Origin of the sequence: Streptomyces sp. NPDC079141 (assembly GCF_040686775.1) — a bacterium.
Taxonomy (GTDB): Bacteria; Actinomycetota; Actinomycetes; order Streptomycetales; family Streptomycetaceae; genus Streptomyces.
Genome location: NZ_JBFBLP010000002.1, coordinates 887,537 through 905,605, shown reverse-complemented (window position 1 = coordinate 905,605; position 18,069 = coordinate 887,537). Strand labels below are relative to the sequence as shown.

At 71.3% G+C, this 18,069-nt stretch carries 17 protein-coding genes; 7 read left to right on the top strand and 10 right to left on the bottom strand.

Annotation, left to right across the window (positions count from 1 at the left end; genetic code table 11):
• Positions 1–66: 66 nt before the first annotated feature.
• Positions 67–3,633: a serine/threonine-protein kinase gene (locus AB0Q90_RS09225; protein WP_363164819.1), complete on the bottom strand. Its 3,567-nt coding sequence runs from the start codon at positions 3,631–3,633 to the stop codon at positions 67–69.
• A 23-nt stretch (positions 3,634–3,656) separates the two neighbouring features.
• Positions 3,657–4,550: a serine/threonine-protein kinase gene (locus AB0Q90_RS09220; protein ID WP_363164820.1), complete on the bottom strand. Its 894-nt coding sequence runs from the start codon at positions 4,548–4,550 to the stop codon at positions 3,657–3,659.
• Between the two features lie 136 nt (positions 4,551–4,686).
• Here AB0Q90_RS09220 and AB0Q90_RS09215 point away from each other — a divergent pair, with 136 nt between their 5' ends.
• Together AB0Q90_RS09215 and AB0Q90_RS09210 are read left to right on the top strand one after the other, a co-directional pair.
• Positions 4,687–5,040 (top strand): hypothetical protein, encoded by a 354-nt coding sequence (locus tag AB0Q90_RS09215; RefSeq protein ID WP_363164821.1) that lies wholly within the window; start codon positions 4,687–4,689, stop codon positions 5,038–5,040.
• Positions 5,041–5,088: 48 nt separating this feature from the next.
• Positions 5,089–5,778, top strand: coding sequence for a hypothetical protein (locus AB0Q90_RS09210; protein ID WP_363164822.1), 690 nt, complete (start codon positions 5,089–5,091; stop codon positions 5,776–5,778).
• Between the two features lies 1 nt (position 5,779).
• Here the strand turns inward: AB0Q90_RS09210 and AB0Q90_RS09205 are convergent, their stop codons facing one another.
• The 6 genes from AB0Q90_RS09205 to AB0Q90_RS09180 form a co-directional block, all read right to left on the bottom strand.
• Positions 5,780–6,679: an SCO1860 family LAETG-anchored protein gene (locus AB0Q90_RS09205; RefSeq protein WP_363164823.1), complete on the bottom strand. Its 900-nt coding sequence runs from the start codon at positions 6,677–6,679 to the stop codon at positions 5,780–5,782.
• Positions 6,680–6,912: 233 nt separating this feature from the next.
• Positions 6,913–8,004 (bottom strand): amidohydrolase family protein, encoded by a 1,092-nt coding sequence (locus tag AB0Q90_RS09200; protein WP_363164824.1) that lies wholly within the window; start codon positions 8,002–8,004, stop codon positions 6,913–6,915.
• Between the two features lie 30 nt (positions 8,005–8,034).
• Positions 8,035–8,826 (bottom strand): PIG-L deacetylase family protein, encoded by a 792-nt coding sequence (locus tag AB0Q90_RS09195; RefSeq protein ID WP_363164825.1) that lies wholly within the window; start codon positions 8,824–8,826, stop codon positions 8,035–8,037.
• 42 nt (positions 8,827–8,868) lie between these two features.
• A complete protein-coding gene (locus AB0Q90_RS09190) occupies positions 8,869–9,690 on the bottom strand; it encodes an amino acid ABC transporter ATP-binding protein (RefSeq protein WP_363164826.1) in 822 nt (273 codons plus the stop codon).
• Positions 9,687–10,520 carry an amino acid ABC transporter permease gene (locus tag AB0Q90_RS09185; RefSeq protein WP_363164827.1) on the bottom strand — a complete coding sequence of 278 codons (834 nt, stop codon included), beginning with the start codon at positions 10,518–10,520 and terminating at the stop codon, positions 9,687–9,689. The genes AB0Q90_RS09190 and AB0Q90_RS09185 overlap by 4 nt, the downstream gene beginning before the upstream one ends.
• 4 nt (positions 10,521–10,524) lie before the next feature.
• Entirely contained in the window at positions 10,525–11,373 is an 849-nt protein-coding gene (locus AB0Q90_RS09180) for a basic amino acid ABC transporter substrate-binding protein (protein WP_363164828.1), read from the bottom strand.
• A 166-nt stretch (positions 11,374–11,539) separates the two neighbouring features.
• On the opposite strand from AB0Q90_RS09180, the gene AB0Q90_RS09175 reads away from it, so the two are divergent.
• From AB0Q90_RS09175 to thpD, 5 genes are all read left to right on the top strand, one after another.
• Complete coding sequence (locus AB0Q90_RS09175) at positions 11,540–12,634, top strand: aminotransferase class V-fold PLP-dependent enzyme (RefSeq protein ID WP_363164829.1); 1,095 nt, start codon at positions 11,540–11,542, stop codon at positions 12,632–12,634.
• Between the two features lie 661 nt (positions 12,635–13,295).
• Positions 13,296–13,802: a diaminobutyrate acetyltransferase gene (ectA, locus tag AB0Q90_RS09170; protein ID WP_363164830.1), complete on the top strand. Its 507-nt coding sequence runs from the start codon at positions 13,296–13,298 to the stop codon at positions 13,800–13,802.
• 42 nt (positions 13,803–13,844) lie between these two features.
• Complete coding sequence (ectB, locus tag AB0Q90_RS09165; RefSeq protein WP_363164831.1) at positions 13,845–15,116, top strand: diaminobutyrate--2-oxoglutarate transaminase; 1,272 nt, start codon at positions 13,845–13,847, stop codon at positions 15,114–15,116.
• A gap of 19 nt (positions 15,117–15,135) precedes the next feature.
• Positions 15,136–15,540, top strand: a complete 405-nt coding sequence (locus tag AB0Q90_RS09160) for an ectoine synthase (protein WP_188291488.1) — start codon at positions 15,136–15,138, stop codon at positions 15,538–15,540.
• A gap of 6 nt (positions 15,541–15,546) precedes the next feature.
• The gene (thpD, locus tag AB0Q90_RS09155) at positions 15,547–16,431 is read left to right on the top strand and encodes an ectoine hydroxylase (RefSeq protein WP_363164832.1); all 885 of its coding nucleotides are present in this window, start codon (positions 15,547–15,549) and stop codon (positions 16,429–16,431) included.
• 3 nt (positions 16,432–16,434) lie between these two features.
• On the opposite strand, the gene AB0Q90_RS09150 is transcribed toward thpD, so the two are convergent.
• Together AB0Q90_RS09150 and AB0Q90_RS09145 are read right to left on the bottom strand one after the other, a co-directional pair.
• Positions 16,435–17,424: a maleylpyruvate isomerase family mycothiol-dependent enzyme gene (locus AB0Q90_RS09150; protein WP_363164833.1), complete on the bottom strand. Its 990-nt coding sequence runs from the start codon at positions 17,422–17,424 to the stop codon at positions 16,435–16,437.
• Positions 17,425–17,449: 25 nt separating this feature from the next.
• The gene (locus tag AB0Q90_RS09145) at positions 17,450–18,067 is read right to left on the bottom strand and encodes a sigma-70 family RNA polymerase sigma factor (RefSeq protein ID WP_363164834.1); all 618 of its coding nucleotides are present in this window, start codon (positions 18,065–18,067) and stop codon (positions 17,450–17,452) included.
• Between the last annotated feature and the right edge of the window lie 2 nt (positions 18,068–18,069).

The window sequence follows — 18,069 nt, the reverse complement described above, 5'->3', positions numbered from 1 at the left end:
CTGGGGTCGGGGCGGGGCTGAGCAGGGCCCCTTCCCCGGGGCCGGACGACGGGGCTTCCACCTCTCTTACGGCGCCGGATCGGGCGCCGAGTCCGGGACGTCGTCGGTGGGATCGTCCTCGATGTCCCAGCGGTGATGGCCCGGGCCCTCGGGGTCGGCGTGCCAGGCCGCTGCGCGGCCCTGGTTCCAGCGCTGTGCGGCCCACTCCGACCAGTGCTCGGTCTGCTCCGGGGCGACCGCGCGTGCCGATGCCTCCAGTTCGGCCCAGGTGTGCTGGGCCGTCGTGGTGTCGCCGCGCTTGACCTGCGTCTCCATCAGGAACATCAGGGTGCGCAGCCACATCTCGGCGAAGTGCGGGCCGTCGTCCCCGATGTCCTGCGCGTGGTCGCTGAGGAGGGCGTGGAAGCCGTCCGCCGCGGCTCGGTAGGCGTGCTCGGCGGCGGCATCCCGGTCGGCCTGTGCGGCGAACATCCCCTTCCGGAACGCCGACTCCGAGTGCAGGAGTCGGGCGAGGAATCCGCCGTGCGTCTCCCTGACCCAGTCGAGGATGCCCACGCACTCCGTCAGATGACCCCAGGCGGAGGTGTCGGTGCCCCTGGCCTGGATCACGTCGGAGGTCTCCTTCAGGCTGTCGCCGATGGCGAACAGCAGGGCGTGGACCTCCGCCCCGGCGGAGGCGGAGAGGCAGACGCGGATCCTTTCCAGTTTGCGGGCCCCCTGCTCGATGACGGCAGACCTCGGCGTGCCGCTTGCCAGGTGCAGGTCGGTCGGGGTCTCCCGGCCGCGGTCCGCCGTCCGAAGGTGTTGCAGCGCCTCGTCCAGCAGTCGCTCCGCCTCCGGGAGACGGCCAAGCTGGATAAGGTCCTCGGCGAGGTTGGCGGCGGTACGGCCGGCTGCGTCGTGCAGACCGCGGCCCTCTTCGGCCAGCCGGCGGTAGATCGACACGGCGGCCTCGCCCGAGGTGACGGCCAGCGACAGGTCACCGAAGTTGCCCGCGGCCACCGCCACCCGCAGTGCGCCCTCGGCGAACTGGTCCTCAAGGAGCGTGCCTTGCGCCACGGCGGCCTCGATGTCGACCATGTTGTCGACTTCCATGCGCAGGGACTCCTCGTGCCGGTGCTCGTCGTAGTACAGGTTGGCGAGCAGATAGCGGGTGAGGATCCGGATGTGGGCGTGATTGCGGTTGTCCGTCACGTCCACCAGGCCGAGCGCCCTCGCACACAACTGCCGTGCCGTTTCCCGGTCTCCGGCCCGTCGGCGCAGGATCGCGATCTCACGGCACATGGCTGCCTCGGCGGTGCGGCCGAGGGGCGAGTCCGGGAAGTCCGGGTGCTCGGTGAGGTCGAGTCCCTTGGCGTAGTACTCCTCCGCCGTGCTGGTCCGCCCGGCCTTGAGGTGGGCGATCCCCGTTTTGCGGTAGGTCTCCACCAGTTCGACGCCCCAGCGGTCCAGGCCTTCGAGTTCCGTCAGCTGAACCCACCGGGCAAGCCCTGCCGTGGCCGCTTCGAGGGCCCGCTCGGGGGAGTCGTCCCACAGCACTGCCGAGGCGTGGTCGCAGGCCTGGGCGAGATCGTGGACGAGGGAGGCCCTGCCGTCCGTGCGCACCGCGGACTCCAGATGCCGGCGCGCGCTGGTGAAGGCGTCGGCCGCCCTGGCCTTGTTCCCCAGCCATTCGTGGATCTGCCCCGTGAAGAACTCCGTCTCCGCGAGCGGGCCGAGCAGGTCGCCGCGTCCGCGGGCCACCAGTTGCCGGAGGATCTCGTGTGCCCGGGACGCGCGGCGCAGGGCGGGAGCGGGATCGACGACGCGCTGCTGGGCGAGCGAGAACCAGATCTCCGCGCGCCGGGCCGGATCCAGGTCGACCACCGGGTCCTTGCTGTCGAGCAGCCCTTCGACCTGCCGGAAGCGGGCCTGGGCTTCCTCGTCCCGGTCCAGGTCCTTCAGGGAGTAGGCCAGGTTGAGGGCGGTCATGACCGCTCCGGACAGGTCCCCTACGGCGACGGCCGTGTCGAAGGATTCCTGGGCGAGTTGCAGTCGCTCCTCCGGGTCGGTGACACTGCGCGCCTTGCTGGTGAGTGCCACGGACAGCAGTGAGCGGGATTCCGGCGACTCCGGCAGCCGGCGGACCACGGCGAGCGCCTGCTCGCTGATCCGTGCGGACTCCGCCGACTCGCCCACGTTGTACAGGTGGTTGGCCAGCGAGGACAGCACGTCGCCCAGCTCAAGTGTGGGCTCGTCGCCCAACAGCGCCACGCACTCGTGGTACTTGGCGATCGCTCCCCGGGCGTCGCCCAGCCGGGTCAGCACGCGGGCCGCGGACAGCAGGGCCTGGCGGGCCAGTTCGGCGCGTTCCGGGGTGAGGGGCGCCGGCGCCTCGACGACCATGCGGTGTGCCTCGTTGATGGCGTTGAGTTCCTGGAGCAGCCGGGACTTCATGCCCCCTTCGGTGCCGGGCCAGAACGGGAGGGTCTGCGCGTAGGGCCGCCCGGTGAGTTCGCTGGCGTTCAGCAACAGGTCCCGTCCGCTCCACCAGAACGCGCCTCCGGGCATCCGGCGGTCCTCCAGCCGGAAGTCCGACACCTCCTGCCGCGGCCGTGGCGGCGCGGTCAGGGAGACCGGCGTGCCCGTCTCCTCGGCGGCGATCTCCAGCAGCCGTTCCGCGAGTCGGTCCATCTCCTGCGGGCGCTGTTCGGGATCCGGGTGGAAGCACGCGGCGAGTACGTCGACGAGCGGGCGCGGCAGGATGAGCGACTGCGGCCGCAGCGGGGCCTGCACGGTGGCTTGCAGCACGTACGGGGCGACGGTGCCCGACTGCCAGGTCCGCTCGCCCACCAGCATCTCCAGCAGTGTGACCGCCCAGCTCCAGACGTCCGTGGCCGCGCTGAGCGCACGCCCCTCGGCCTGTTCGGGTGAGGCGTACGGCAGGGAGCGGCGGCCGATGGCGGGGGCGTCCGGTCCGGTGCCCAGGCCCAGGTCGCGCCTCATCTCCTCCAGGGTGGCGGCCAGTTCCTCGGTGTGCTCCTCCAACTTCGTGTCGGGGCCGACCATTTCGGTCAGCCAGGCCTTCAGCCGGCGGTCGTGCAGTTCGGCGCGGGACCAGGCGTGGCTGGAGACCCCGAAGTCGGTCAGCTTCGCCGTACCGTCGTCGGTGCGCAGGATGTTGGAGGGCTTCACGTCGAGGTGCAGGGTGCCCGACGCGTGGGCGGCGTCCAGCGCCCACGCGGTCTGGGCGGCGATGGTGAGCACCGCCGACAGCGTCGCGGCCCGGTCGTCCGGGGGCCGGCTCCGGCCGAGGAGCCACTCGGCGAGGGAGCCGCCGGGCACGTACTCACCGAAGATGGCGAGGTGCCGGCTGCCCAGCCGGGTGAAGTGGCAGGCCGTGATGTACGGGTGTTCCGGCAGCCCGACCCAGCGCTGGGCCTCCTGGAGGGCGAGTGCGGAGTCCGCGGCGGTCCGGGTGCGGATGTGCTTCACCGCGTACCGTTCCTCGGTGCGCACGTCGCGGACCAGGTCCACGGTGCTCACTCCGCGCCCGAGTCGGCGTTCTACGACGAAGCCGTCCAGTACGTCGTCGGCATGAGATTGTCGGTTGGTCATGTCCGCCCCCGTCATGTACGCCCCCTGGTTGGTCATGTCCGCCCCCCTTTCACCGGGCGTCAGCCGAACGCCGCCAGCGCGCCGCGCAGGTCGGCCGCGGACAGGGTGGGCGGCACCAGGTCCGCCCGCAGTGTCTCGTCCACCAGGTCGGCCAGGGCCTTGGGCATCGGCCTGCCCCGGTCGGCGAGCGGGACCAGCGGGGTTTCGAGCACGGCCAGCCATGGGTCCCTGTCCGGCGGGAGATCGCGCGGTGCCCGGCCGGTCAGGGCGAGGTAGAGCGAGGCGGCGACCCCCCAGACGTCGACGCCGCGTGTCGCCCGCTTGTAGTCCACGGCCTGCGCCCGGGGCATGAAGGCCGGGGTGCCGCCCCAGTCCCTGGTGCGGGTGATGCTGGTGAGGCCGGCCGCCTCGCAGGCCTTGGCGAGCGTGAAGTCCGAGAGCTTGGCCGTCGTGCGGTCCACCTGCTGCGCGAGGAGGATGTTCGACGGCTTCACGTCCCGGTGCACGATGCCGTGGACCGTGACCGCTTCCCCCTGGGCATCCACGGTGGCCAGCGGTGCCTGGTGGGCGTAGGCCAGTCCGTCGAGCAGGTCCAGGAACAGCGGGACCGCCTCCGCGACCGGCAGCGGGCCGTGCCGGGCGACCCGGTCCTCCAGGCTGCCGAGGCCGCAGTACTCCATGACCAGGCAGGGCCGTCCGCCGGACTCCCCGGTGCGGTGCACGCGCACCACGTTGGGGTGCACCAGGGCGAGACAGATCCCGGTCTCGCGGCTGAAGAGCGCCGCGGCGTACGGATCGGGTTCGTCACCCTCCACCCTCATGATCTTGACGGCCCGGATCTCGCCCGCTTCCGGGTCGACCCCCGAGTAGACGTCCGCCCAGCTGCCGCTTCCGATCTTCGTCAGCTCGCCCCAGTTCTCGAAACCGGGCAGCCCGGCTACGTGTTCCGGCATCGGTCCCCCGTTTGTGCGCTTGTGACGTGCCTCATGTTCTTCCCGTACCATCGCCTCATATGCACTACCGCCCGGACGGTTACGGCACGCGAGTTGGTGGGATGACCTCCTGTGCGGCCGGCGGAGGGGGAAGTTGATGGCGGATCCGTTCAGCACATTCCTCAACACGTCCAACGCGATCCGTCACCAGCAGAACGTGACGAGTTCGGGCCGGGTCTCCGGCGCGTACTCCGACGAACGGCGCCGGGCGCTCCTGGAACTGCTGCACCATCTGTCGGACCAGGCCGAGGAACATGCGCAGGAGCTGCCCAGCCCGGAGGCGGTCCGCGACGTCATCACGGAGGCGACGGCGGAGGCGGCGAAGGAGTCGCCGAACTTCACGCTCCTCGGCGCGCTGCTGGAGGCGGTCCGTATCGGTGTCGGGAACGTGTCCCCGATGATCGCCGTCACCTCCGCTCTCCAGGCGCTCGTAGCGGACCTGCGGGGCTGAACGCCCGCCCATTGAACGACCGCGGACTGCCGAAAAGGGGGACGGCTGTTGCTCGACTACGTGGTGGCGTGTGGCGGAGGGGCCCTGGTGGGGCTGGTGGAGCTGTTCTCCCGCTATCGGGACCGCCCGTCGGCGCTGCTGTGGGTGGTCAGCGCGTGGATGTACGTCGCGATCAACGCGGCCGCCTCGGGCGGTGTCCTGCTGCTCGTCCACACCTTCGACCTGACCTTCGGCGCGTCGGAACCGGGCACGGTGGAGACCACTCAGGTGCTCGTCGCCTTCTTCGGGGCGCCGACGGTGCTGCGCAGTTCGCTGTTCACCATTCGCGTCAGCGGCCAGGACGTCGGCATCGGCCCGTCGTCGATCCTCAGCACGCTGCTGTCCGTCGCGGACCGCGGGGTCGACCGGGCCCGGGGCCGGGACCGCTCCCGGCAGGTCGTGCAGATCATGCGCGGTGTCTCGTACGAGAAGGCGCGGCTGGCTCTGCCCTCCTTCTGCCTGGCCCTGCTCCAGAACAGCCCGCAGGAGGAGCAGCAGAAGCTCGCGGTGGCGAACGAGTCGCTCGCCGAGAGCGAGATGTCGGACGCCCAGAAGGCCTACGGGCTGGGCCTGCTCCTCGTCAACCTCGTGGGCCTGGGCCTGCTGCGCGAGGCGGTGGAGGCGATGGGCGACGAGATACGGACCGACCCGGACCGCACCGAGTCGCCGCGCCGTCCGCCGCCCGCGCAGCCGGTCTGACTCACCCGCGCCGGCGCGCCAGCACCACCGCTCCCCCGCCCGCAACAAGCAGCGCGATCGCCCCGCCGGCGAGGTACGGCGTCGTCGAGCTGCCGCCGGTCTCGGCGAGCCCCGCCTCGGCCGGGGCACCCTGCGGCTCGACCTCGGAGGCGGGTTCCTGGCCCGGTGCCGCGGCGGGCGCTTCGGGTGCCTCGCAGGTGGCCTTCGCCAGGGTGACGGTGCCGGTCACCTCGGCCACGTTCAGCTTCAACGGGTTGACGGAGACGGTGAGTTCGAGGGCGGTGGCGGCTGCCGTGCGGGAGGTGGTCTCGGTCTTCGACAGGTCCAGGCGGACCTCGCCGACGCCGGGCACCTCGACATGGGTGGGGCCGCCCGCGGTGAGCGTGACCTTCTTGCCGAGTGCGGTCACCGAGCCGAGCAGGTTGGCGGAGGCCTCCGGTGTCTTCCCGGCCTCGCAGGTCGCCTTCGAGGTGACGCCCTCGACCTCGACGAGCGACAGCAGCGGCAGGCCGGGGACATGGATCTCGGCGTGCGCGAGGTTGGTGTACCCCTCGGCCCGGGTGTCGGTGACCGTGGCCTTCGCCGAGGCCACGTCCGCGCGCAGCACGCTGAACGGCTGTCCGCCGTCGACGCCGTCCAACTGGGCCGTCAGCGCGGTCTTTTCGGCGCTCTGCGGGGCCTGGACCTCGTTGAGGGAGACCGCGAGCGGGACGTTCACGGTCTTGTTGAGCAGGGACACGTCGAGCCCGGTGCGCAGCACGACGGCGCTCGCGCTGCCCTGCTCACCGGTCGCTTGGGCGGGGCCGGCGGCGGCCAGCGCCGTGGGTCCGGCGGCCAGGGCCGTGGCCGCCGCGACGGAGGCGAAACGGCGTGCGGGCATGCGGAAGTTGTTGCCGTTCAAGGTGGTGGGACCCCCAGAGAGACTTGCTTGGGACCCGGACAGAATTACGCACTCAGAGTGAACAGTCAGCGTTCCGGCGCCACTTCACTCCATCGTGGGTTTTCCGTGAACCTTTTCGATTCGCGCGGCACGGGTGTTCCACCCGTTCACCGCCGCACCGGTGCAAGTCCGCAGCCGGGGGTCGCGCGAGCCGGAGTGCAGAACGATCCGTCACCCCGGCCGGTCACGCTCCGTCAACCGACGACGCGTCCCGCGAGGACGATCCTGCGCGGTGCCGCGAGGACGCGTACGTCGGCCCGGGGGTCCGTCTCGTAGACGACCAGGTCCGCCGGGGCGCCCTCGTCGAGGCCTGGGCGACCCAGCCAGGCGTGGGCCGCCCAGGTCGTCGCCGCGAGGGCGTCCCGGGCCGGAAGGCCGGCGGTGACCAGCTCGGCGACCTCGGCGGCGACCAGGCCGTGCGGCAGCGTGCCCCCGGCGTCGGTGCCGACGAAGACCGGGATGCCGGCGTCGTAGGCGGCGCGGACGGTGTCGTAGCGGCGTTCGTGGAGTCGGCGCATATGGGTCGACCAGCGGGGGAACCTGCTCTCGCCGCCGTCGGCGAGCTTGGGGAAGGTGGCGATGTTGACCAGGGTCGGGACGATCGCGACGCCCCGTTCGGCGAACAGCGGGATCAGGTCCTCGGTCAGGCCCGTGGCGTGCTCGATGCAGTCGATGCCGGACTCCACCAGGTCCCGCAGGGAGCTCTCGGCGAAGCAGTGGGCGGTGACGCGGGCGCCCAGGCGGTGGGCCTCGGCGATGGCCGCCCGGGCCGCCTCCCGCGGCCAGCTGGGGGCCAGGTCGCCCAGGTCGCGGTCGATCCAGTCGCCGACCAGCTTCACCCAGCCGTCGCCGCGCCGGGCCTCCTGGGCGACGTACGCGACCAGGTCCTCGGGCTCGATCTCGTGGGCGTAGCCACGGATGTAGCGGCGGGTGCGGGCGATGTGCCGGCCCGCGCGGATGATCTTCGGCAGGTCGTCGCGGTCGTCGACCCAGCGGGTGTCGGAGGGCGAGCCCGCGTCGCGGATGAGCAGGGTGCCGGCCTCGCGGTCGGCGAGCGCCTGCTTCTCGGCCACGTCCTTCTCGACCGGGCCGTGCGCGCCGAGGCCGACATGGCAGTGGGCGTCGACCAGGCCGGGCAGCGCCCAGCCCGTCACCGTGCGCACGTCCCGGGCGCCGACGGGACGGTCGTAGGAGATCCGGCCGTCGACGACCCACAGTTCGTCGCGGATGTCGTCGGGTCCGACCAGGACCCGGCCCCTGACATGCAGCACCGCTCGATCGCTCATGGACGGCACCTTAGCCAGCCCGCTCCCGGGTCACTGTTCCCAGGGCGGGGGTCCCTCGAAGGCCAGCATGTACACGTCGAAGAGGACCGCGGCCTCCACCCCGAGGGCGGGTCCCGCCTGCTTGGCGGCCCAGGTGAGGAAGGGGCGGGGTTCGAAGGACTGTGCGCCGAGGCCCTTGGTGTACTCGGCGTGGGCGGCCAGGGAGGCGATGCCCCGCTCCAGCGGCTCGCCCGTGACGTCCACGCCGTGGGTGGGCCGCTCCGCGCCGGCGAAGCACACGAAGCGGACGCCGCCCCAGGGTTCGAGGCCCTCGTCGGCGAGTTCGGGGAAGATCCACCGGTTGCCCGCGTCCCGGGCCGCGTCGAGCGCGGCGAGGCCCACCACGCGGTGGTCGGCCTGGTTGACCATTCCGGCGACCATACGGATCGTGTAGGCGCCCGTGACGAGCACCTCCGGGCGGTGGCGGCGGATCGCGCGCACGATGTCGCGGCGCAGGTCCGGGCCGTACTCCACGGTGCCGTCGCGGTGGTCGAGGAACTCGACCGTGTGCACGCCCACTTCACGCGCCCCGGCCCGCTCCTCGGCCTCGCGCAGCGGGCCCGCCCGGTCCGGGTGGAGTCCGTCGATGCCCGCCTCGCCGCGGGTGGCCAGGAGGTAGGTGACGTGCTTGCCCCGGGCCGTCCAGCGGGCCACGGCGGACGCCGTCCCGTACTCGATGTCGTCCGGGTGCGCCGCCACGGCCAGGCAGCGCTCCCAGTCCTCCGGCAGCACGGGCAGCGGGGCTGCGGCCCCGAAGCCCGGCGCGTCGTCGAGAGTCGTCATGCCCGAATGATGACGTTCCCGGGCTATCGGCAACAGAGGAACTCATGTCCCCTTTTGACCGCCCCCGCCCACCTGGTCCGACGTCTCCTCCTCCACCTCGGCCATCGCCGGGTCGAGGAGGCGGGAGAGGAAGTGCCGGGTGCGTTCGTGCCGGGGGTTGCCGATGACCTGCTCGGGGCTGCCGTCCTCGACGATCACGCCGCCGTCCATGAAGACGACCCGGTCGGCGACCTCGCGGGCGAAGGTCATCTCGTGGGTGACGACCATCATGGTCATGCCCTCGTTCGCCAGCATGCGCATGACCGCCAGGACGTCCCCGACCAGCTCCGGGTCGAGGGCCGAGGTCGGCTCGTCGAACAGCATCACCTCGGGGCCCATGGCGAGCGCCCGGGCGATGGCGACGCGCTGCTGCTGGCCGCCGGAGAGGGAGGCCGGGTAGGCGCCCGCCTTCTCCGCGAGGCCCACCCGCTCCAGGTTCTCGGCGGCGACCTTCGCGGCCTGCTGCTTGCCGCGCCGCAGCACCCGGCGCTGCGGCAGCGTCAGGTTCTCGGTCACCGTCAGGTGCGGGAAGAGGTTGAACTGCTGGAAGACCATGCCGATACGGCGGCGTACGGCGTCGATGTCGACGTCGGGGTCGGTGAGTTCCGTGCCGCCGACGAACACCTGGCCCTTGGTGGGCCCTTCGAGCAGGTTGACGCAGCGCAGCAGGGTCGACTTGCCGGAGCCGGACGGGCCGATGACGCACACGACCTCGCCCTGGCCGATCTCCAGGTCGATACCGCGCAGGACGTGGTTGTCGCCGAACGACTTGTGCAGGTCCCGGACCTGGATCTCCGGACGCGCCGCACGGGACGTCTCGCTCACTTCACGGCCTCCTGGGACTTGGCTTCCATACGGCGTACGACGAAGCCGAGCGGGATCGTGACCAGCAGATAACACAGGCCGGCGACGAGGATCGGCGTGGAGTTGGCGGTCGTGCTCGCCAGGTCCCGGCCGAACTTGGACAGTTCGCGCTCCTCCAGGGTGACGCCGAGGAACAGCACCAGCGAGGAGTCCTTGAAGAGGATGACGAACTCGTTGGTCAGCGGCGGCAGGATGATCCGGAACGCCTGCGGGATGATGATCGAGACCATCGCGCGGGCGGGCGAGAAGCCCAGTGAACGGGCCGCCTCCATCTGCCCCTTGGGCACCGCCTGGATGCCCGCGCGCACGGTCTCCGCGATGTACGCGGCCGCCACCAGGCCGAGCGCGAGGCCGCCCTTGCCGTAGGTCCCGCCGGGGATCTCCGAGCCCGGGAAGGCCAGCGGGACAGCCACGCCGATGAAGATGAAGATCAGCAGGGCGGGCAGCCCGCGGAAGATCTCGATGTAGACGCCGGCCAGCCAGCGGTAGGGCCCCACGGACGACAGCCGCATCAGCGCGATCACCACACCGAGGACCAGTCCGATGGCGAAGCCGGTCAGGGTGTACAGGACGGTGTTCTTCAGCGCCAGCGTGATGACGTCCGGGAACATCTCCCGGGCGATGTCCTTCTGCGCGAACTGGTTCTGCAGCCGGTCCCAGTCGGCCACGAGCGCGAAGGCGACCACGGCCATGACGAAGACGGCGTACTGGACGCCCCGCAACAGCTTGCGCTTCTGACGCCGGGTCAGGCCCTTTTTCTTCGGCTGGAGTTGTACGTCGGTATCGGTCATGGGGTCAGGAGGCGGCCGGAGAGGCGGCGGCGGCCTCGTCGTACGGGCCGATCCACTTCTCGTACAGCTCCTTGTAGGTGCCGTCGGCCTTGGCGTCCGCGAGCGCCTTGTTGATGGCCTCGCGCAGCTCGGTGTTGCCCTTCTTCACCGTGAAGCCGTACTGCTCACCGGTGTTGATCTGCTCGGCGACCTCGAAGGCGTCGGCGTTGGCCTTGTCCTTCAGCCAGCCCTGGACGACCGGGTAGTCGATGACCACGGCGTCGACCTGGCCGGTGCGCAGGCCGTTGAGGACGGCGTCGGAGGACTCGAAGGAGACCGGGTTCAGGCCCTGGCTCGTGGCGAACTCCTCGCCGGTGGTCTGCGCCTGGGCGCCGACCTTCTTGCCCTTGGCGTCGGCGAGGGAGCCGATCCCGCTGTCCTTGTCGACGAGCAGGGCCTGGGTGGCCTCGAAGTACGGGTCCGAGAAGTCGACGTTCTTCTTGCGCTCCTCGGTGATGGTCATGCCGGCCGCGGCGAGGTCGCACTGACCGGCGTTGAGGGATCCGCCGGTCTTGAAGTTCTCGAACGGCTGGTCGACGATCTCCTGCTTCACGCCGAGGTCGTCGGCGACGAGGTCGATCAGGGCGACGTCGAAGCCCTGCACCTTGCCGTCGATCTCCGACTGGAAGGGCGGGTAGGGCAGGTGGGTGCAGGTGGTGAGCCGGCCCGCCTTGACGAGCTCGACACCGCCGGCGGCGGTCTTCGTACCGCTGTCGCCGTCGTCGTCGGAGGAGCAGCCGGCCACGAGCACCAGCCCGGCCGTCGCGGTGGTGGCGGCCAGCATGCGGGTCCGGTGCCCGAGGGTCGTCTTCACGGGTGAGCCTCCTGTGCGGGAACTATGAGTTCCGATTATAAGGAGAAGTTTGAGGTCCTCAAATCAAACCCATGGTTGGGGGCCTGTGCGACCTAAGAAGTGGGCGGTCGGATGCGGACGGTTACCCTCGATCCGTCGACCGTCGTGTGAGTGAAGAGAGCGCCCCGTGACCCACCCCTTCCTGGACCTCGCCCCGCTGGGCGCAGCGCAGTTCGCCTCGATCGAGGCCCGGGTGGCGCGGCTGCTGGACACCGAGCAGGACGTTGTGATCATGCAGGGCGAGGCGCTGCTGCCGCTGGAGGGCGCGATCCGGGCCACCGCCGGTCCCGGCACGACCGCGCTGAACGTGATCACCGGCCCGTACGGGCAGACCTTCGGCGACTGGCTGCGGGACTGCGGCGCGAGGGTGATCGATCTGGCGGTGCCGTTCCACACGGCGGTGACGGCCGACCAGATCCGCGAGGCCTTCGCCGAGCACCCGGAGATCGACTTCGTGTCGCTGGTGCACGCCGAGGCGGCGACCGGCAACACGAACCCCGTCGCGGAGATCGGCGAGGTCGTACGGGCGCACGGCGCCCTGTTCTACCTGGACGCGGTGGCCTCGATCGGCGCGGAGCCGGTGCTGCCGGACGCGTGGGGCGTCGACCTGTGCGTGATCGGGGCGCAGAAGGCGATGGGCGGTCCGGCGGGTGTCTCGGCGGTCTCGGTGAGCGAGCGGGCGTGGACGCGGATGGCGGCGAACCCGCGGGCGCCGCGTCGCTCGTACCTGTCCCTGCTGGACTGGAAGGAGCGCTGGATCGACGGCGGCCGCCGGGCCCTGCTGCACGCACCGGCCCAGCTGGAGATGCTGGCGCTGGACGCGTGCGTGGCGCGGATCGAGGCGGAGGGGCTGGACACGGTGATGGGCCGCCACGCGTCGGCCGCGGCGGCGACGCGGGCGGGTGCGGTGGCGCTGGGCGGGGGCCTTGAGCCGTACGTGTACGAGGCGGCGGAGGCGGCGCCAGTGGCGACGACGCTGCGGACGCCGGCGGGGGTGGTGGCGTCGGAGCTGGTCGCCGCGGCTCTGGCCACCGACCCCACACTGCCGCTGGCCGCGGGCGGGGGTGCGCTGGCCAAGGAGATGATCCGGGTCAACCACTACGGAACCGACGCCACGGCGCCGACCGTCGGGCGCTGCCTGACGGCACTGGGGGCCGCGCTGGCGGAGCGGGGGCTGGATGTGGATCCGGACGGGGCGGGGCGGGCGGCGGGCGGGCAGTAGTCGGGGGCATGGGAGCGGGCGGCCGGGCGGTAGCCGCGGGGGCGGGGAGCGGGCCGGGCGGTAGCCGCGGGGCCGCGGAGCGGGGAGCGGGCCGGGCGGTAGCCGCGGGGCCGCGGAGCGGGGAGCAGGCCGGGCGGTAGCCGCGGGCTGCGGCCTCGGGTTTCTCGCCCCCGCCGCCCCTACCCATTCCCGTCCCCAGGGGCTGCCGCCCCTTCGACCCCGCCCAGGGGCTCCGCCCCTTGAACCCCCCGCGGCTCCGCCCCTTGAACCCCCCGGGGCTTCGCCCCTTGCAACCCCCCGCGGCTCCGCCGCCGGCCCGGAGATCGGGCACCCCTACATCCCGCGCGAGCGTATCGCCGGGGTTATCGGAACCTGAATTCAACGCAATTCCGGAATTCCATTTCAGGGCAGCTCCCCGTTTTCTTCTGCCCGGTTTCTCGGAGGTTAAACGCAAAGATTTCGCGAACGCCAACCGGAGTAATTCGGACAGGTCTCGTGCGGATTACATGGCTGTGACGCGTTACACATGGCGCCCGGTTTGTGGCGTATGTGCGGGGCAAATCGGGGTGTTTCTTCCCTCGCGCGGATAACATGCGGGGCCCGCGCACGTAACCCCGTACGGCCATGCATTTTTGAATTTCGCTCGGTAAGTTCAATTCGCATGACTGCCGCACAAGCAGACCTGCAAATCGACCGGCCGACGGTGGCAGACGGCGCCGCGCTGTGGCGGATCGCCAGAGACTCCAAGGCCCTCGACCTGAACTCGTCCTACAGCTATCTGCTGTGGTGCCGCGACTTCGCCGGTACCTCGGCGGTGGCGCGCGACGAGGACGGGGAGCCGGTCGGCTTCGTCACCGGATACGTACGGCCGGACCAGCCCCGCACCCTGCTCGTCTGGCAGGTGGCGGTGGACGACGCCCACCGAGGGCGCGGTGTCGCCGCCGCCCTGCTCGACGGGCTCGTCGCACGGATCGGTGCCGAGCAACCCCTCCGCACCGTCGAGACCACCATCACCCCCGGCAACACCGCCTCCGAGCGGCTGTTCACCGCGTTCGCCGAGCGGCACGACGCCGCCCTGGAGCGCGAGGTGCTGTTCGAGGCCGGCCTGTTCCCCGACGGGCCGCACGATTCCGAAGTCCTGTACCGCATCAGTCCCCTCACCTGCTGATCAACCGCTGATCGACCCCCACGCAACGAGGAGCGATTCGTCGTGACCATCACCCAGCCCGACCTCAGCGTCTTCCAGACCCTGGAGTCCGAGGTGCGCAGCTACTGCCGCGGCTGGCCCACCGTCTTCGACCGTGCGCGCGGCAGCCGTATGCATGACGAGGACGGCCACGAGTACCTGGACTTCTTCGCCGGGGCCGGCTCACTGAACTACGGGCACAACAACCCCGTCCTGAAACGGGCGTTGATCGACTACCTGGAGCGGGACGGCGTCACGCACGGGCTCGACATGTCGACCAGTGCGAAGAGGGCCTTCCTGCAGACCTTCCAGGACCTGGTGCTGCGGCCGCGTGATCTGCCGTACAAGGTCATGTTCCCGGGGCCGACCGGGACGAACGCCGTGGAGTCCGCGCTCAAGCTGGCGCGGAAGGTGAAGGGGCGCGAGGCGATCGTGTCGTTCACCAACGCCTTCCACGGGATGTCGCTGGGCTCGCTCGCCGTGACCGGCAACGCCTTCAAGCGGGCCGGGGCCGGAATCCCGCTGGTGCACGGCACGCCGATGCCGTTCGACAACTACTTCGACGGGACCGTGCCGGACTTCCTGTGGTTCGAGCGGCTGCTCGAAGACCAGGGGTCCGGGCTCAACAAGCCCGCCGCCGTGATCGTGGAGACCGTGCAGGGCGAGGGCGGCATCAACGTGGCCCGGCCCGAGTGGCTGCGCGCGCTCGCCGAACTGTGCGAGCGGCAGGACATGCTGCTCATCGTCGACGACATCCAGATGGGCTGCGGGCGGACGGGCGCGTTCTTCTCCTTCGAGGAGGCCGGCATCACCCCGGACATCGTCACCGTGTCCAAGTCCATCAGCGGCTACGGACTGCCCATGTCGCTGTGCCTGTTCAAGCCCGAGCTGGACATCTGGGAGCCGGGCGAGCACAACGGCACCTTCCGCGGCAACAACCCCGCCTTCGTCACGGCCACCGCGGCCCTGGAGACGTACTGGGCCGACGGTTCCGCGATGGAGAAGCAGACCCGGGCGCGCGGCGAACAGGTCGAGCAGGCGCTGATCTCCATCACGGAGGAGAACCTCGCCGATGTGAAGGAGTACCGCGGCCGCGGGCTGGTGTGGGGCCTTGAGTTCCACGACAAGGACCGCGCGGACCGGGTCGCGAAGCGCGCCTTCGAACTCGGGCTGCTCATCGAGACGTCCGGCCCCGAGAGCGAGGTCGTCAAGCTGCTGCCCGCGCTCACCATCACCCCCGAAGAGCTGGACGAGGGCCTCAGCGTCCTCGCCCGCGCCGTACGAGAAACCATCTGAGCAGGAGGCGTCCCCAACCGTGATCGTCCGTTCGTTCAAGGACATCGAAGGCACCGACCGCCATGTGAAGGCCGCATCCGGCACGTGGGAGAGCAAACGCATCGTCCTCGCCAAGGAGCGGGTCGGCTTCTCGCTGCACGAGACGATCCTGTACGCGGGTACGGAGACGTCGATGTGGTACGCGAACCACATCGAGGCCGTCGTCTGTGTCGAGGGCGAGGCCGAGCTGACCGACCACGAGACCGGGCTGACCCACACGATCACACCCGGGACCATGTATCTGCTGGACGGTCACGAGCGGCACACGCTGCGGGTCAAGGAGGACTTCCGCTGCATCTGCGTGTTCAACCCGCCCGTCACCGGCCGGGAGGACCACGACGAGAACGGCGTCTACCCGCTGCTCACCGAGCCCGAGGAGGTGTGAGGCATCATGACGATGACTGATCTGTACCCCAGCCGCGGCGCCACCGAGGTGTCGACCCCGCGCCAGGACCCGGTGGTGTGGTCCCCGCCGGGCGCGCCCGGCCCGATCTCCGTCCCCGAGCTGGGGTCGTACGAGCGCGACGGCTTCCTCGCCGTCGACCAGCTGATCACCGACGACGAGGTGGCCGTCTACCGGCAGGAGCTGGAGCGGCTCGTCGCCGATCCGGCGATCCGTGCCGACGAGCGGTCGATCGTCGAGCCGAAGTCGAAGGAGATCCGGTCCGTCTTCGAAGTGCACCGGATCAGCGAGGTGTTCGCCGCGCTGGTGCGCGACGAGCGGGTCGTCGGGCGGGCCCGGCAGCTCCTCGGCTCGGACGTGTACGTCCACCAGTCGCGGATCAACGTCAAGCCGGGCTTCGGTGCCAGCGGCTTCTACTGGCACTCGGACTTCGAGACCTGGCACGCCGAGGACGGCCTGCCCAACATGCGCACGGTGTCCGTCTCGATCGCGCTGACCGAGAGCTACGACACCAACGGCGGGCTCATGATCATGCCGGGCTCGCACCGGACGTTCCTGGGCTGTGCGGGGGCCACCCCGAAGGACAACTACAAGCAGTCCCTGCAGATGCAGGACGCGGGGACGCCGTCCGACGAGGCGCTGACGGCGATGGCCTCGCAGTACGGCATCAAGTTGTTCACCGGCCGGGCCGGTTCGGCGACCTGGTTCGACTGCAACTGCATGCACGGGTCGGGCGACAACATCACGCCGTTCCCGCGCAGCAACGTCTTCATCGTGTTCAACAGTGTGGAGAACGCCGCCGTGGAGCCGTTCGCTGCTCCGGTACGACGGCCCGAGTTCATCGGGGCACGTGACTTCACCCCGGTGAAGTAGCCCTCACAGCCACGCCAGCGACGCGGCCCGCTCCAGTACGTTCCGTACGGCGGCCGCGTCGCCCGTGGCGCCCCGCGGCACCTCCTCGGGTGCGTACCGTCCGCCCACCAGCAGGCAGAAGTCGACGGGATCCAGGGCGAGTTCGGCCCGTACGGGATCGTCGGTCGAACCCAGCACCCACCGCTCGCCGCCGGTGACCTCGAACAGCACGGGCGGCGCGGCCGGACCGAGCGCCAGGCCCAGGATGCGCACGGCGAGCCGGACCAGCTGCTCCAAGTGCGCCTCGGGCGGCGGCGGTACGGCCAGGCCCAGGGCGCGGCCGATGTCGTCGGTGTGGATCCACGCCTCGAAGGCGCGCACCACGAAGTGGTCGGCGACCGGCAGCCGCACCCCCATCAACGTCTCGGCGCGCGCGGCGAGTTCGGCGTCACGGGCCTCGGGCGCGGCGAGCAGCGCGTCCGCCTGCGCCGCCCAGTCGGCGACCGTCTCCTCCGGCGTACGGCCGTGTTCGTGGGCGATCACTTCGGCGGTGCGCCGGCTCCAGGCGTCCTCCCAGCGGGTGCCCTCGGCGATCCGGGAGGGCGGCACCCGGGCGCCGATCCCGAGCAGCCCGGCGAGCGCCTCGTCGGCGGCGAGGAGGTGGGCGACCGTAGCGTGCACGTCCCAGTCGTGCACCACCGGGGTGGCCCAGCGGCCCTCCGCCTCGGGCAGCAGCGCCTTCAGGCCGCGGACGGCCGCGGCGTAGGGGGCGGCGTGCGCGGCGGTGCGGGGTACGGCGGACAGGCCGCGCAGGAAGCCGGGGGGCGGCACGGCGGGCAGGCCGCCGAGCGGCGGGCCGTCGAGCAGCCGTACCGTCTCGCGCAGCCGGTGTGCCTCGGCCGCGCAGCTGTCGCAGCCGGCCAGGTGCAGCGCGGTCCGCTGCTCTTCGGCCGGTTCCAGGGCGCCGAAGGCCCAGGCGGCCAGCAGGTCGCGCATCTCCTCGTGCTCGGTCACCGGAGGCCTCCTTCCCCTACCGTCATCATGCGCCTCTTTCCAGCGCGGGGTCCGGTGGGTCGGCCAGGGATTCGGCGAGGGTGCGCAGCGCGGTGCGCAGCCTGGTCTTGGCGGTGCCCTCGGGAATGCCGAGTTCGATCGCGGCCTGTCGGTAGGTGCGGCCGGCGAAGTAGGCCAGGTGCACGACCTCCCGCTGCGGCTGCGGGAGCTCGGCGAGCGCGCTGTGCAGCAGCAGGGAGCGCTCCCGGTCGACGACCGTCTCGTCGGGGCCGGGTCCGGGCTCGGGGATGGCGTGCAGCGCCGAGTCGTCGGCGCGGGCGGCCTTGCGGTGCCGGGCCTCGCTGCGCACCCAGTCCACGGCCCGCCGGTGGGCGAGCATCGACAGCCAGGTGCGCAGCGTGCCGCGGCCCGCGTCGAAGGCGTACGGCCGGCTCCACAGGTGGGCGAAGACCTCCTGCGCCACCTCCTCGGCCGCGCCGGGGCTGCGGGTGACCCGTACGGCCACCCGGTGCACCAGAGCGCCGTACGCCGCATAGGCCTCGGCCAGCGCGGACTCGTCTCCGTACACCAGCCGCCGGTGCAACTCCGCGTCGGCGGGCGGCTGTACGGACGTATCGCCCGTGAACTCCACCGGCACCACCACCC